This is a genomic window from Porticoccus sp. W117, from assembly GCF_030341905.1.
Lineage (GTDB): Bacteria > Pseudomonadota > Gammaproteobacteria > Pseudomonadales > Porticoccaceae > SCSIO-12696.
In genome coordinates this window covers 1-14546 of sequence record NZ_JATAAF010000002.1, presented here as the reverse complement: position 1 = coordinate 14546, position 14546 = coordinate 1, and the positions used below count along the sequence as shown (strand labels likewise).

Genomic DNA, 14546 nt, shown 5'->3' with positions numbered 1-14546 from the left:
GTCCTTATTAACTGTTCTTTGGTTTCCAATACTGGGCTGCTGGGTTCATCACCCACTTGTGGGCTTCAGTAAACTCCGGTTCCAGGTATCGATTGTCGGGCAGATGACGTATCACCCAGCTGTAGTACATGCCGTATCCGGGAGCTGCACATTGGGCATGGTCGTCAGGGGATAGAATTTTTACCGTGTCGAACTGCTGAACTTTGACCACATCCTCGCCGAGCTCAGCGTGCCCGTAGCCTTGTGGCTCACTGAACCGGTAGTGATATATCTCTGGCTGAGGATGGTGGTGAGGTGGGTAACTGGACCATCGGCCTGGAAATGTTATGACTTCACCCAAAACAAGGTTTGATTCTGGAAAGCTATCACCAAGCCCAAAAATAGTGCGCACTTCTCGCCAGCAGGTATCGCCAACGCTGCCCTTACCACGCTGCTCACAGGTGGTTTCTTCCGGGCTGTAGAGGCGCTCTGAGAATTTGCAGGAGTTTTCAGTCTGATAGAGCGTCAACTCGGCGGGCTCGATGCACTCAATCTGTACGCGACAACCAGCACTTGTATGCAGGGCCACAGGTTTGTCGTCAAACAAAGAAGAGCGATGCACTTCTATAGAACCAAGTTCCGGGGAAGATAACACGACTCGCCCGGACATCAGTAACCAGGCACACTCAGCATCCAACTGAAGTGACAGTGATTCACCCACTGCCATATTCAAGACTCCAAAGCCTATTCCCGTCACATCAGTTTTATGGTCTGTGACCCATGTCAACCCGGGCGGGAAGCCCTGGCGATAGTTCTTATTGTGCATATCAGATTTCAACCCCTTTTAACTGGTTTGATTCGCCAAATTGGCAGAGCGCTTTTAATGTTGGACGTCACGCCTCAATAGAACTAAATATTCTACATACTTTCAAATTCGAAATAAATATTCCAAATTGATGGCGCAAAAAGCCCTGTCAGCTGGTGCGAATACAGAGATTAGCCGCAGAATATTTCGATGATGTGACAATCCGATGCGTGACGCGCGATTATCAAGTTTGCCGGAAATACAGTACCATCTGCGCTTATTTTGCAGACTTGGATCGGGTTTGCGTCATTCCAAATGAGTTGGAATGTGAGTCCGAAAACAATCGTTATGTCCAATAATATATCGAGTTATGAACAACTGAGTAAGGCTGTCAGGGAGGAGTATAACTCTCTGAGCAAGCGCCTGAAATTGATTGCAAGGTACGTATTGGAAAATCCTACCGCAATTGCTTTGGATACAGTTGCGGGCGTTGCAAGCAATGCAGGCGTTCAACCCTCCGCCTTAATTCGCTTCTCCAAAGCATTTGGGTTCAGCGGTTTCACGGAGATGCAGAAACTGTTCCAGGAACACATTGCCCAGCAGTCAGCCTCCTATAAAGAAAGAGTGAATCGAGGGTTGGATGGTGGCGAAATAGCCTCAGAGGAAGGGTGGCTTGAGCAGCTTTGCCAAGCGAATGTCTCATCTTTAGAACACTTGAGCCACAGTGTAAATGTCGATGTTGTGGAGTCGGCGGCTCGCTGCATATCCGGCGCTGACAAGGTTTTTGTGATCGGGTTGCGGAGATCGTTCCCTATTGCCACTTACCTGGCTTATTCTCTCGGACAGTTAGATTGCCATGTTCAGCTACTGGACGGTGCAGGTGGGATGCTGGCAGGGCAAGCCAGCTCAATCACAGAAAAAGATGCATTAATTGCCATCAGTTACCACTCCTATGCTGAGGAGACTCAACGTGTACTGACCCAGGCCAAGAGTGCAGGTGCATCTTGCATCGTGATGACTGACAGTCCGCTTAGCCCGATTGCTGATAATGCAGACTTCGCCTTCACCGTGCATGACGCTGAAGTGCACTCTTTTCGGTCACTGGCAACATCATTGTGCCTCGCTCAAGCATTGGTGACCCGCCTTGCGATTCAGGGTGCAATTGAACAAGACTGACTTCATCTCTTTGGTATTGCAGCAGAGACGTTTTCAGGTATTTAGCTTTGGATGACTGCTATCAAAAATGCGCATTCAATGACAAATACGGCCCATCAATAGTCAGATCAGTTTGCAGATCGCCCAAATCGTCAATTTCCAGATTCATACGGCGATAACCCAGCTCGACACCCAGATCAAAGACTGCCAGGAAATCATCCTGCCAGGCAATGGCAGCGGAGATATCGCTGATGCTGTCGCCGCTGTAGCCGATGGCGTTGGCCTCGCCTTTTAGTGAAAAGCCGGTAAATGGCAGGTCGATCTGGCCTTTCAGGTAAACCAGCGGGATTACTGCATCCAGTTCCACGGTTTCGCTCAGCGGCACCACATCATTGTTGCTGGCAGTGAGCTGCCCCTTGTATTGGCGAGCGGTAAGGCCCAGATCCAGATTAATCCAGTTATCCAGCACTTCGTAGTAGAAGGTGGCATCGGTGTGATCCAGATTGATGTCGGTAGCCAGGGTGGTACCGGAGGGGAAGATCACGTTGTCGAATTGCACGTTGCCCTGCAGGGTGGCACTGCCGGTGGTGGACAGGTCGGTGCGTACAACCTTGATATTGGGGATCACTGGTACCGGGTGTTCCAGAGCCAGATAAAACATATTGTTGTTTTCTTCATCGAAGCCGAGGGTGGAAAAATCCGTATCGGTAACACCGACATCACCGCTCAGTTCAGACTGCCACTGACCGGCGCCAGCGTACAGACCCAGTACAGTGTCTGCCTGGGCTGTGCTGGCGGCTGCGCTGAGGGTAATGGCGATAGCAATAGTTTTGGTTTTCATCGGATGCAAACTCCTTGGTTATTATTTTGTTTTTCTTGTCATCGCGAGCGTAGCGTGGCGATCTCCTGATGGGCGCTCCGTAGCAGGAGATTGCCGCGCCGCTTCGCGGCTCGCAATGACGAAATGACGACTTGAGCGTTATCCGATGCTACTTAAGTGCACAGCCACAGGCCGTGAGCCAGTGCTCATTACGGCCGTTAAGGTTACAGATTCAGGGCTTGGCGGATAAAGGGGATGGTCAGGCGGCGCTGGGTTTGCAGGGAGGCTTTATCCAGCTGATCAAGGGCCGCCACCAGTTGGCTAACGTCTCTGGGCAGGCGGCTTAACAGGTATTGCGCCGGAGCGTCCGCCAACTCCAACCCCCGCTGACGGGCGCAGAATTGCAGCAGCAATACTTTTTGCTCATCTGCCAGTGTTGGCAGCTGCAGGCTGAGCCCCCAGGTAAGGCGGGATTTCAGATCTGGCAGTTCAACGGGCATATGCACCGGGCTGGTATTTGCCCCCACCAGCAAGCGATTGCCCTGGGCCTTGATGCCATTAAACAGGTGGAACAACCCCTCCTCCCATTCGCCCTGCCCGGCGACTACCTGAAGATTGTCCAGGCACACCAGATCGGTTTGCTCAAGGCTGTCGAACAGCGCCTGTGGCGGATATTCCAAGACTTCATCAAGAGGCAGGTACTGCACCGATTTGCCCACCGCCAGTAGTTCGTGACAAGCCCCTTGCAACAGATGAGTAACACCACTGCCAGCACTGCCCCATAGATACACAAAAGGCTCTTGGCCATTTACCAGAGGGCCACGCAGGATCGACGTCGCCTGCTCGAAGATCGAACCTTCAGGGGAATAAAAATTGTTCAGGGTGCACTGGCGATCGAGGGCAATGCTCAATGCCATCTGGCTGGGGTGTTGACTCATCGCGGAATTAACGCCAGCGAAAACGACTGGCGGCGCCAGGGTTATCGAGACTGACCAGTGGCTCCAGGCGCTTGTTGCGATTGAGAATTCTCAACAGTCCAGGCGCACCCCCGTCGATAGTGAGGCGTAAATCCAAGTGGTCACCAACGGCGGAGGCCACCCGCACCGAGCGCACCATCTTCAGCTCAGAGAGTAATTCAATCGCCGCCTGGTAATCGTCGAAGCTGTCAATATTTTCCAACAGCAGGGCGAATTCTTCAGCGGTGTGCTGGCGAATAAAGGTGGCACCGGCAGCGACCCGGTCAACAGCAATATCCACGCCTTTGCGAATCAGTTCATTGAGGCTGGGAGCGTTGATATTTTCCAAGCCACTGTGAGCGCCAGCCTCCACCTGAACGGTGCCGCGAAACTGGCCACTGCTGGTTTCGTAAAAACGCAGCACTGTCCACTGTTGTACTTTATAACGCCGAGCAGCGGCCACCAGGGCGGTACGATCGAACGCCCAGGCATCGCGGGCCGACAAGGTCAGGTGATCTTCCAAATCCAACAGCGGCTGTTGCAATGGCTGGCCGCGACTGGCCGCGCAGAGCTGCAGTTGCTTATACGCTTCTGGCATGGAGTCCGGTGATACGTGGCTGCGCCCTTCCCCGACCTGATCCACCACCAGCCAGACCAACAGTTCCGGGCGGTCCGCTGGCCAGATGGGACGACCCGTACGAGCCAGCAATTGATCCACCATAGCGGGCGAATAGCTGACATCTGCCACCACCTGGCGGCTGCCATCTTCGCCAACCCGGCTTTGATAGCTGAATTCGCTGACGTATCCGCCGGGGCTTTTCACCGCCGCTGCAATTTGCGGGTTATTGACGGTTTTCGAGTTGCCGCTGATTTTAACCAGTACCGCTTTCAAGCCCTCGGATTCAGCCCGCCGGCGCTCTTTCTGGCTTTTGTCCTGCACCGTAATTTGCGCCTGATAAAGCTCATCCAGAGGAACCGCCAGGGCAGTACTCGACAAGCCAAGCAGTGTGACGAGCAGCAGGCATAACCGCCACAACGGAGGGAGTACAGTATTGGATCGGTGCTGCTGCATTAATTACGAGTTCCTTTGCGGGGCATTGACTGGCGGACATTGTATCAACGATTTCGATGGTGTCACGGCACCGAAGTGGATAAAATACGCGCCTTTCAAATTTACATCGATAACGGCCCCCCGTAATGACCACTGAACAGCAGAACACCCCTCTCAGCTACAAAGACGCCGGCGTGGATATCGACGCTGGCAACGCCTTGGTAGAACGCATCAAACACGTTGCCAAAAGCACCCGTCGTCCGGAAGTTATGGCCGGTCTTGGTGGCTTTGGCGCTCTCTGTGAGCTGCCCTCCGGTTACCGTGAACCGGTACTGGTATCTGGTACCGACGGCGTTGGTACCAAGCTGCGGCTGGCCATGGACTCCGGCGTGCACAACTCCATCGGTATCGATCTGGTGGCCATGTGCGTCAACGACCTGGTGGTGTGTGGCGCTGAGCCGCTGTTCTTCCTGGATTACTACGCCACCGGCAAACTCAATGTCGACACCGCCGCTGCGGTGGTGGAAGGTATCGGCAAAGGCTGTGAGCTGGCGGGCTGTGCCCTGGTGGGTGGCGAAACCGCTGAAATGCCTGGCATGTACGAGGGCGAAGACTACGACCTGGCCGGGTTCTGCACTGGCGTGGTGGAAAAGTCAGCAATCATCGACGGCAGTTCCGTACACGTGGGCGACAAACTGATTGGCCTGGCCGCCAGCGGCCCGCACTCCAACGGCTATTCCCTGATTCGCAAAATCATCGAAGTATCCGGTGTTAACGTCAACGAAGAACAATTGGACGGCCAGCCACTGATCGATGCCCTGATGGCGCCCACCAATATCTATGTAAAACCTCTGTTGCGCCTGATTCGCGACAGCCAGGTACACGCCCTGTCGCACATTACTGGCGGCGGTTTACTGGAAAATATCCCCAGAGTATTGCCAGATAACGCCAAGGCGGTGATCGATACCAGCAGCTGGCAGCGTCCGGCGGTATTCGACTGGCTGCAACAACACGGCAATGTCAATGAGCGGGAAATGCACCGCACCTTTAATTGCGGTATCGGTATGGTGATTTGCGTGCCGGCCGATAGCGTAGACGACGCCTTTGACATCCTTCGCGCCAGCAATCAGGAAGCCTTCCTGATCGGCGAAATCGCCCAGGCTGCCAGTGGCGAAGAACAGGTTGAATTGGTGGGAATTGACGGGTGAGCCTGCCCAAACTCGTTGTACTGATCTCCGGCAGCGGCAGTAACCTGCAGGCATTTATCGATAGTGCCAGCGATGGTTCTCTGGGCGGCGAAGTGGCGGCAGTAATCAGCAACCGCCCCAACGTGCTGGGCCTGGAGCGCGCCGAGCGCGCCGGAATCCCAGCAGAAGTAGTTGATCATACCGAGTTCGACAGCCGCGAGGCGTTTGACCATGCCTTGGCTGAGTGCATAGACCACCACCAACCAGACATCATTATTATGGCGGGCTTTATGCGTATCCTGACGGCGCAGTTTATCCGCCGCTATCAGGGGCGTATGCTCAATATCCACCCCTCACTGCTGCCCAAGTACCCCGGTCTGCACACCCACCAGCGGGCCATTGACGCTGGCGACAGCGAGGCCGGCGCCACAGTGCATTTTGTCACTGAAGAACTGGATGGCGGGCCACCGGTGCTACAAGCCAGAGTGCCAATTGAAGCCGGAGACAGCAGCGACGACCTGGCTAAACGGGTACTGGCCTACGAACACCAGATTTACCCTCTGGCCGCCAGCTGGCTGTGTAGTGGCCGCCTGAAAATGGATGGTAACCGCGCTCTGCTGGATGGTGAGCCCCTGCCAGAAACCGGCTACCCCTATCAACCAAATGTATAATTCGACGTTGGAACTGATTGTGTAGGGTGGATTAGCGCAGCGTAATCCACCAATATTCTGACACTACTGGTGGATTACGCTGCGCTAATCCACCCTACGAAAATATCAGTGGGGACAAGGAATATGCTTCGTGCCGTTACCGCGTTAATTTTTCTGTTGCTATGCGGCATGGTCTATAGCGACACTGCCGCCAACTCCCCTCCCTTGCTAGAGCCCTTTACCGCCAACTACGGTGCCAAATACAAAGGCATGCACCTCAAAGCCAAACGCATTCTGGAACCTCTGGGCAACGGCCAATACCGCATCACCAGCCACGCCAAACACCTGTTTTTTGGCGGCATTAAAGAGAGCAGCGAATTCAGCCTGCAAGATGGCCGTATTCAGCCAACCAGCTACCAGATGAAACGCAAGATTCTCGGTTCAGGGAGAACAGAAACTGCGGCCTTTGACTGGGATAACAACCTGGTCACAAGTACTTACAAAGGCGACTCCAATGAGCTGGCACTAACCGGGCAAGAACTGGACTGGCTCGGCTACCAACTGCAAATATCCCTCGACCTGATGGCGGGCAAAGACGAACTCCACTATCAGATCGTGCGCCGCGGGCAAATCAAGGATTACTACTTTCAGGTAGTGGGCGAGGAAAAAATTGACACCCCTATGGGTGAAATCAATACCGTTAAGCTGGAACGGGTCAAAGACCCCAACAAACGCCAGACTACCTTCTGGATGGCGCCTAAGTACAACTACCTGCTGGTAAAATTCCACCGGGTGGAAAACGACGGTGATGAGTATTCCCTGTATCTGCGCGACCTGGAAATGACGGATACGGGGCAATAGCCCCGAATCCGTCATCCTGAGCGGCGCAGCCGCGTGAGGATCTCACAAGGTCAGCCTTTCGCGTAATTCAAATCAGGAGATTCTCACGTCGCCTCCGGCTCCTCAGAATGACAGAGCTGAAAGAGCGCCACTCAGAATGACATATACCTCCACCATTTCCCCACAACTTCCGGGGGCTAACCCCGTCAAATTGTTGTAATATTGCCGCCCTACCAAAACTGCGCTCCGTTTGGCTTGGCAATGGCAAAGAAATTTACCGACATACCTCTGGCCCGCCCCACCACACCGCTGCTGGACAGCATTGGTGAGCCGGCGCAGCTGCGCAATTTCAGCGAAGAGCAGCTGTTGCAACTGGCGGACGAGCTGCGCGCCTACCTGCTGTTTACCGTAGGCCGCACTGGCGGGCATTTCGGCGCTGGCCTCGGTGTAGTGGAACTGACCATTGCCCTGCACTACGCCTACAACACCCCTGTGGATCGCCTGGTCTGGGATGTGGGCCACCAAACCTACCCCCACAAAATTCTTACTGGCCGCCGCGAGCAAATGGATGGCATTCGCCACAAAGGCGGCCTCTCCGGCTTCCCCAAACGCAGCGAAAGTGAATACGACACCTTTGGGGTCGGCCACTCAAGTACTTCGATCAGTGCCGCCCTGGGCATGGCTCTTGGGGCTGAAATGGCGGGCGAAAGCCGCCGCACCGTGGCGGTAATTGGCGATGGTGCAATGACCGCCGGTATGGCGTTCGAAGCCTTGAACCACGCTGCGCACACCGACGCGGATATGCTGGTGGTGCTCAACGACAACAATATGTCCATCTCCCACAATGTGGGTGGGCTGGCTACCTATTTCTCGAAAATCTGGGCCAGCCGCTTTTACAACACCATTCGCGAAGGCGGCAAAAAAGTTTTGCAGGCCATTCCCTCAGCCGCCGCTTTTGTGCGCCGCACTGAAGAGCACATGAAAGGCATGGTGGCTCCCGGCACCCTGTTTGAAGAGCTGGGTTTTAACTATATTGGCCCCATCGATGGCCACGATTTGCCGCAGCTGATCCACACCATTGAAAACCTGCAACACCTTACCGGGCCGGTATTACTGCACTGTATTACCTGCAAGGGCCAAGGCTTTACACCAGCAGAGGATGACCCGGTGGGTTACCACGCGCTCAGCAAAATTGAGCCCACCCCTGCGCTGGAGTCCACTGAAAACAAAGCACAACCAAGCAAACCCGCGAACAAAAAGTACCAGGATATTTTTGGCGACTGGCTCTGCGACATGGCCGAGCAGGACGACAAATTAGTGGGCATTACCCCGGCCATGTGCGAAGGCTCAGGCATGGTGGAATTTTCAAAACGCTTCCCCGAGCGTTACCACGATGTCGCCATCGCCGAGCAGCACGCAGTTACTCTGGCCGCCGGAATGGCCTGCGAAGGACAGAAGCCGGTAGTGGCCATTTACTCCAGTTTTTTGCAGCGTGCCTACGACCAGCTGATTCACGATGTGGCCCTGCAAAACCTGGACGTGACTTTTGGCATCGATCGCGCCGGGCTGGTGGGCGAAGACGGCGCCACTCATGCAGGCAGTTTTGATCTCAGCTACCTGCGCTGCGTACCCAATATGCTGGTAATGGCCCCCTCTGACGAAGACCAGTGCCGCCAACTGTTATATACCGGCTTTGTTCACAAAGGCCCGGCCGCAGTACGTTACCCACGGGGCACTGGCCCCGGTGTTGCCATCCAGCAACAAATGACTGCTCTGCCCATTGGCCGTGGCGAGATCAAACGCCAGGGCCGCAAAGTGGCCATCCTCAACTTTGGCACCCTGCTCCATCACGGCTTGCAGGCAGCGGATAAACTGAATGCCACCGTGGCGGATATGCGTTTTGTGAAGCCACTGGATGAAGCCCTTGTAGAACAACTGGCTATGGATCACGACTTGTTGGTGACCCTGGAAGAAAACAGCATCCATGGCGGTGCCGGTGCGGCAGTCAGCGAATATCTGGCTCAATCCGGAGTGGTGATGCCAGTTTTGCATCTGGGCTTGCCAGACAGCTATATCGACCACGCCAGCCATAGCGAACAGCTGGCGCAAGTGGGTTTGGATAAAGCTGGTATTGAGCGGGCGATTGAGGCACGTTTACAGTTGTTAGATGGGAAAAGCCAAAGGTTACAGGACGCTTCGCTTACAGGATACAGGTGACAGGGTTTTTCCTGTAGCGCGCAGCGCGTCCTGTAAGGGCGAAGCCCGTCCTGTTTCCTGTCACCTATTTCGCCCCCTTGCATAGCGACTCACCCCCGCTAAATTCGCCTGGGTACGACTGCTCTGTGCATGACACAGAGCCACTGCTAAAGCATCAGCGGCATCTTCTTTCGGCGTGGCGGAGAGTTTTAGCAGCCGCACCACCATTTCCTGCACTTGCTCTTTGGTGGCCGCTCCATTGCCCACAACCGCCTGTTTCACGGTGCGGGCAGAGTATTCACCCACAGGAATATCCGCATTCATACCCGCCACAATAGCGCTGCCACGGGCCTGACCCAGTTTGAGGGCGGCGCGAGGATCCTTGGCAAAAAACACTTCTTCCACAGCCATTAAATCCGGTGAAGTTTCGGCAATAATCTCGCTGACACCGGCGTAGATGATTTTTAATTTCTCCGGCAGGCTGGCCTGTGGTGGCAGTTTGATAATGCCGCTGGTGACGTAACTTTCCCGAGAGCCCGCCACATCAATCACACCGAAGCCGGTGCGTTGGGAACCTGGGTCGATACCGAGAATTCGAGTCATTTTTGGTTAGACGTTGGATGTTTGACGTTGGACGAAGAGTAGCTCAAGCCCCGGAAATAGAAAAGGCGGCCATTGGCCGCCTCGTCAAACGTCGAACCTCAAACGTCCAACATTTACTCTTTTGGCTCTTCTTCAGCAGCCTCTTCCTCTGCAGGAGCCTCTTCTTCAGCTGATGACTCTTCTTCCGCTGACGGCTCTTCCGCAACCGCTTCTTCGGTAGCTTCTTCCGCCACCTCTTCTACTGGCTCTTCCGCAGGAGCGGCGGCAGACAGTTTGATCAGCTCTTCAGCCAGCAGGATTTTGGCTTTCTCTTCACCATTGATCCACTTACTGTCGGCGCCTTTTACGGCGTAGCGCTCGTTACGCTTCTGGTAGATGGTGTAGTCAGCAGTTTTTTTGATGGTTTTCATGTCGTTACCTTTTTAAAAGTCTTTGGTTAAATGTTTCAACACTAGCCATGACAAGCAAGGCTCTTACTCCATTTCCGCCAATACCGATTCCGGAATATCCGCATTGGTATAGACGTTTTGGACATCGTCCAAATCTTCCAGCATATCCACCAGGCCCATCACCTTTTCGGCACCGGACTTATCCAGCTCAACGCTGGTAGAGGGCTGCATGGTGACTTCGGCATGCTCCGGGGTTAACCCGGCGGCGACCATGGCGTCTTTTACAGAGAGAAAATCTTCCCAGGCGGTGATCACGTCGATGGAGCCATCGTCATTGCTCACCACATCGTCGGCACCGGCTTCCAGGGCCACTTCCATAATCTGGTCTTCATCGGCACCTTCGCCATAGCTGAGCTGGCCGATTTTGGAGAACAGGTAGGCCACCGAGCCATCGGTGCCCAAGTTGCCACCGCGTTTACTAAACGCATGGCGTACTTCCGCCACGGTGCGATTGCGGTTATCGGTGAGGCATTCCACCAACACCGCTACGCCACCGACGCCGTAACCCTCGTAGGTTGCCGCTTCGTAATCATCACCGTCGCCTGTGCCAGCGCCGCGGGCGATGGCTTTGTCGATGGTGTCTCTTTTCATATTGGCGCCCAGCGCCTTGTCGACACAGGCGCGCAGGCTGGGATTATCTTCCGGGTTGGGGCCACCGGCTTTGGCGGCCACCACCAGCTCGCGAATAATTTTGGTAAATACCTTGCCCCGCTTGGCGTCCTGAGCCGCCTTGCGGTGTTTGATATTGGCCCATTTACTGTGACCTGCCATTGTCAAAACCTCCGGTTTTGACGTCGGACGCCAGAAGTCTGACGTCGGACGCTTTGAGTGAACGTCATTCCCGCGAAGGCGGGAATCCATTTTCCTACGAAGCTATTCAACTTGGATACCTGCTTTCGCGGGTATGACGGAATGCTTGGTTTTAGCTTCAGACGTCTAGCATCCGACGTCCGACCAGCGAAGCTACGCTTCGCTCACCTTCTCACGAAGGCGAATATTCAGCTCTCGCAGTTGCGCATTTTCTACCAAGCCCGGTGCGTCGGTCATGGCGCAGTGGGCAGTCTGGGTTTTCGGGAAGGCGATAACATCGCGAATGGAATCAGCGCCCACCATCAACATAATCAAACGGTCGAGACCAAAGGCGATACCGCCGTGGGGTGGGCAGCCGTAGTTGAGGGCGTCCAGCAGGAAGCCAAATTTCTCTCGGGCCTGCTCTTCGCTGATACCCAGAATGCTCAACACTTCAGACTGCATCTGCGGGTCGTAAATACGAATGGAACCGCCGCCCAGCTCAGTGCCGTTGAGCACCATATCGTAGGCACGGGACAGAGCTTCTGCCGGGTTGGCTTTCAGCTCTTCCAGGGAACAGGATGCTTGAGTAAATGGGTGGTGCAGTGGCGTTAAGGCACCACCATCCAATTCTTCAAACATGGGGAAGTCCACCACCCACAGGGGCGCCCACTCACTGATGTAGAGATTCAGATCTTCACCCAGCTTGCAGCGCAAGGCACCCAGTGCATCCGACACGATGTTGGCTTTATCTGCACCAAAGAAAATAATATCGCCGGACTCGGCACCCAGGCGCTCAAGGATTGGTTGGCAGTTCTCTACCCCCAAGTGTTTAACGATGGGCGACTGTAAGCCGTTTTCCAGGTCGTTGCGATCGTTGACCTTGATCCAGGCCAGGCCCTTGGCGCCATAGGTGCTGACAAATTTGCCATAGGCATCCACCTTTTTACGGGCCAACTGCTCGCCACCCTTGGGTACCTTAAGAGCAGCCACACGACCTTTGGGGTCGTTGGCCGGGCCAGAGAACACTTTGAAGTCCACGTCTTTGACCAGGTCTTTGATTTCCACCAATTCCAGGGGAATACGCAGGTCCGGCTTGTCGGAGCCGTACTTTTCCATGGCCTCGCTGTAGGGCATGCGTGGGAAGTCGCCCAGGTCAATGCCTTTAACATCGCGGAATACGCTGCGAACCATATCTTCGCTGAGCCCCATGATGTCGTCTTCCTCAACGAAGGCGAACTCCATATCGATCTGGGTAAATTCCGGTTGGCGGTCGGCGCGCAAGTCTTCGTCGCGGAAGCATTTGACGATCTGGTAATAGCGATCCACACCAGACATCATCAACAGTTGCTTAAACAGCTGAGGAGATTGCGGAAGGGCAAAGAACTTATGCTCGTGGGTGCGGCTGGGCACCAGGTAATCACGGGCACCTTCGGGGGTGGCGCGGGTAAGCATGGGGGTTTCCACATCCATAAAACCGCGGTCGGCCAAGTGGCTGCGGATGGCGGTGGTGACGTCAGAGCGGAACTTGAGGTTGCCCAGCATCTCCGGACGACGCAAATCCAGGTAGCGGTACTTCAGACGCACATCCTCACCCACTTTGTGGTGCTCGTCCAAAGGAAACGGAGGCGTTTCAGAGCTGTTGAGAATGGTCAGCTCGCTGGCAAATATTTCGATCTCGCCGGTTTTCATATTGGGGTTTACCGCCGCATCGTCACGGGCGCGCACCTTGCCGGTTACACGAATCACGTACTCACTGCGCAGGCGCTCAGCGGTGGTGAAATGCTCACCGCAATCCGGGTCGAATACCACCTGGGCCACGCCTTCGCGATCCCGCAGGTCAATAAAGATCACTCCACCGTGGTCACGGCGACGATCCACCCAGCCACACAAGGTGACCACTTCATCAATATTGGTTTTGCTCAGGGCGCCACAATAACCGGTGCGCATAATCGATTCCCGCTGTGTTCTATATGAAAAGTCTAAAGTCGCAATGAGCAGGCCAGCTGGCCATGCAAAAAGCCGGGCATTATACCCCAGCCCTCCATGACATGCACCGCTGCCAAAAGCAGGACCAGCAAAAACATTTGCGATCACAAAAAAGTGACAAAAACCCCTATTTTTAAGCGTTTTCCGGTTGCCTGCGCCCTGGCGATGCTTTATATATAGGCTCGGCTGCAGCGTCGATCTATGCTGCGCAGTGCCGCCCCTTAAAAAAACGCCCAATAAGCACCAACAACAAATAAAGGATAGTGAGATGGCCGCCAAAAAACCCGCAAAGAAAGCACCTGCCAAGAAAGCCCCAGCAAAAAAAGCCGCTGCCAAAAAGGCTCCCGCCAAAGCCGCAGCCCCCGCCCGCAAAGTAACAGCCGTTAAAGCCCGCTACACCAAAACCCAGATCCTTACCGAAATCGCTGACAACACCGGCCTGAGCAAGAAAGAAGTTGGTGCCGTATTGGACGAATTGGGTGTGGTCATTGAACGCCACATCAAGAAGCGCGCTGTGGGCGAGTTTTCCCTGCCCGGCCTGCTGAAGATCAAAACCGTGAAGAAGCCTGCTCGCAAGGCCCGCAAAGGCATCAACCCCTTTACCGGTGAAGAAACCACTTTTGCCGCCCGCCCTGCCAGCACCGCCGTTAAAGTCCTGGCCCTGAAAAAGCTCAAGGATATGGCGAACTGATTATCTCGTAAGATGTAAGACCAAAAAGGCGGCCATTGGCCGCCTCAGATCGCTGACAAACCCCAGCATTTTTGCTGGGGTTTGTTGTTTCTGGGCATTGCTAACCCAAAAGCCGGAGAGTTTCTCGAATCTAGGTTGAGCCTCGCAAACACCGTACTGGGGCATTTACAGAGGCTAAGCAAGGGGTTTGGAGTGTAGAGAGGGCTCAATAGAGGCTCAGGCCGCCATCTGAGCAATTTTCTTGATGTTTTGGGCAGTTGCAGCCATCAGACACTGACCAGCCACTCTATTAAGCCTGGTGTAGCGAGCATATCGATAACCGTGTAGTTGTTTAGCATCAGCGAAGCTGCGTTCAACTGTCTCCTGCCGGCGCCTGTAAATCTCTT

The 14546-nt window shown here is 54.6% G+C and carries 15 protein-coding genes; 6 read left to right on the top strand and 9 right to left on the bottom strand.

Annotation, left to right across the window (positions count from 1 at the left end; translation table 11 throughout):
• Window positions 1-7: 7 nt before the first annotated feature.
• Complete coding sequence (locus tag QSV34_RS01830) at window positions 8-805, bottom strand: 5-deoxy-glucuronate isomerase (protein WP_289151491.1); 798 nt, start codon at window positions 803-805, stop codon at window positions 8-10.
• Between the two features lie 327 nt (window positions 806-1132).
• On the opposite strand from QSV34_RS01830, the gene QSV34_RS01825 reads away from it, so the two are divergent.
• The gene (locus QSV34_RS01825; RefSeq protein WP_289151489.1) at window positions 1133-1960 is read left to right on the top strand and encodes a MurR/RpiR family transcriptional regulator; all 828 of its coding nucleotides are present in this window, start codon (window positions 1133-1135) and stop codon (window positions 1958-1960) included.
• Window positions 1961-2021: 61 nt separating this feature from the next.
• On the opposite strand, the gene QSV34_RS01820 is transcribed toward QSV34_RS01825, so the two are convergent.
• From QSV34_RS01820 to QSV34_RS01810, 3 genes are all read right to left on the bottom strand, one after another.
• Window positions 2022-2780: a TIGR04219 family outer membrane beta-barrel protein gene (locus tag QSV34_RS01820; protein ID WP_289151488.1), complete on the bottom strand. Its 759-nt coding sequence runs from the start codon at window positions 2778-2780 to the stop codon at window positions 2022-2024.
• Between the two features lie 203 nt (window positions 2781-2983).
• Window positions 2984-3697 (bottom strand): DnaA regulatory inactivator Hda, encoded by a 714-nt coding sequence (hda, locus tag QSV34_RS01815; protein ID WP_289151487.1) that lies wholly within the window; start codon window positions 3695-3697, stop codon window positions 2984-2986.
• Window positions 3698-3704: 7 nt separating this feature from the next.
• Window positions 3705-4787 (bottom strand): DUF2066 domain-containing protein, encoded by a 1083-nt coding sequence (locus QSV34_RS01810; RefSeq protein ID WP_289151485.1) that lies wholly within the window; start codon window positions 4785-4787, stop codon window positions 3705-3707.
• Between the two features lie 125 nt (window positions 4788-4912).
• Between QSV34_RS01810 and purM the strand changes: the two genes are divergently transcribed.
• From purM to dxs, 4 genes are all read left to right on the top strand, one after another.
• Window positions 4913-5974 (top strand): phosphoribosylformylglycinamidine cyclo-ligase, encoded by a 1062-nt coding sequence (gene purM, locus QSV34_RS01805; RefSeq protein WP_289151483.1) that lies wholly within the window; start codon window positions 4913-4915, stop codon window positions 5972-5974.
• Window positions 5971-6624: a phosphoribosylglycinamide formyltransferase gene (purN, locus tag QSV34_RS01800; protein ID WP_289151480.1), complete on the top strand. Its 654-nt coding sequence runs from the start codon at window positions 5971-5973 to the stop codon at window positions 6622-6624. Before purM ends, purN begins: the two co-directional genes overlap by 4 nt.
• A 123-nt stretch (window positions 6625-6747) precedes the next feature.
• The gene (locus QSV34_RS01795; protein ID WP_289151478.1) at window positions 6748-7464 is read left to right on the top strand and encodes a DUF3108 domain-containing protein; all 717 of its coding nucleotides are present in this window, start codon (window positions 6748-6750) and stop codon (window positions 7462-7464) included.
• A gap of 240 nt (window positions 7465-7704) precedes the next feature.
• A complete protein-coding gene (dxs, locus tag QSV34_RS01790; protein ID WP_289151477.1) occupies window positions 7705-9660 on the top strand; it encodes a 1-deoxy-D-xylulose-5-phosphate synthase in 1956 nt (651 codons plus the stop codon).
• A 60-nt stretch (window positions 9661-9720) separates the two neighbouring features.
• On the opposite strand, the gene ruvC is transcribed toward dxs, so the two are convergent.
• The 4 genes from ruvC to aspS form a co-directional block, all read right to left on the bottom strand.
• Window positions 9721-10242, bottom strand: coding sequence for a crossover junction endodeoxyribonuclease RuvC (gene ruvC, locus QSV34_RS01785; protein WP_289151475.1), 522 nt, complete (start codon window positions 10240-10242; stop codon window positions 9721-9723).
• Window positions 10243-10355: 113 nt separating this feature from the next.
• Window positions 10356-10652 (bottom strand): hypothetical protein, encoded by a 297-nt coding sequence (locus tag QSV34_RS01780; RefSeq protein WP_289151473.1) that lies wholly within the window; start codon window positions 10650-10652, stop codon window positions 10356-10358.
• Between the two features lie 63 nt (window positions 10653-10715).
• Window positions 10716-11462: a YebC/PmpR family DNA-binding transcriptional regulator gene (locus QSV34_RS01775; RefSeq protein WP_289151471.1), complete on the bottom strand. Its 747-nt coding sequence runs from the start codon at window positions 11460-11462 to the stop codon at window positions 10716-10718.
• Between the two features lie 192 nt (window positions 11463-11654).
• Complete coding sequence (aspS, locus tag QSV34_RS01770) at window positions 11655-13430, bottom strand: aspartate--tRNA ligase (protein ID WP_289151469.1); 1776 nt, start codon at window positions 13428-13430, stop codon at window positions 11655-11657.
• Between the two features lie 307 nt (window positions 13431-13737).
• Between aspS and QSV34_RS01765 the strand changes: the two genes are divergently transcribed.
• Window positions 13738-14160, top strand: a complete 423-nt coding sequence (locus QSV34_RS01765) for an HU family DNA-binding protein (protein ID WP_289151467.1) — start codon at window positions 13738-13740, stop codon at window positions 14158-14160.
• 216 nt (window positions 14161-14376) lie between these two features.
• On the opposite strand, the gene QSV34_RS01760 is transcribed toward QSV34_RS01765, so the two are convergent.
• The coding region (locus QSV34_RS01760) for a transposase (RefSeq protein ID WP_289151995.1) at window positions 14377-14546 on the bottom strand (170 nt) is incomplete at its 5' end.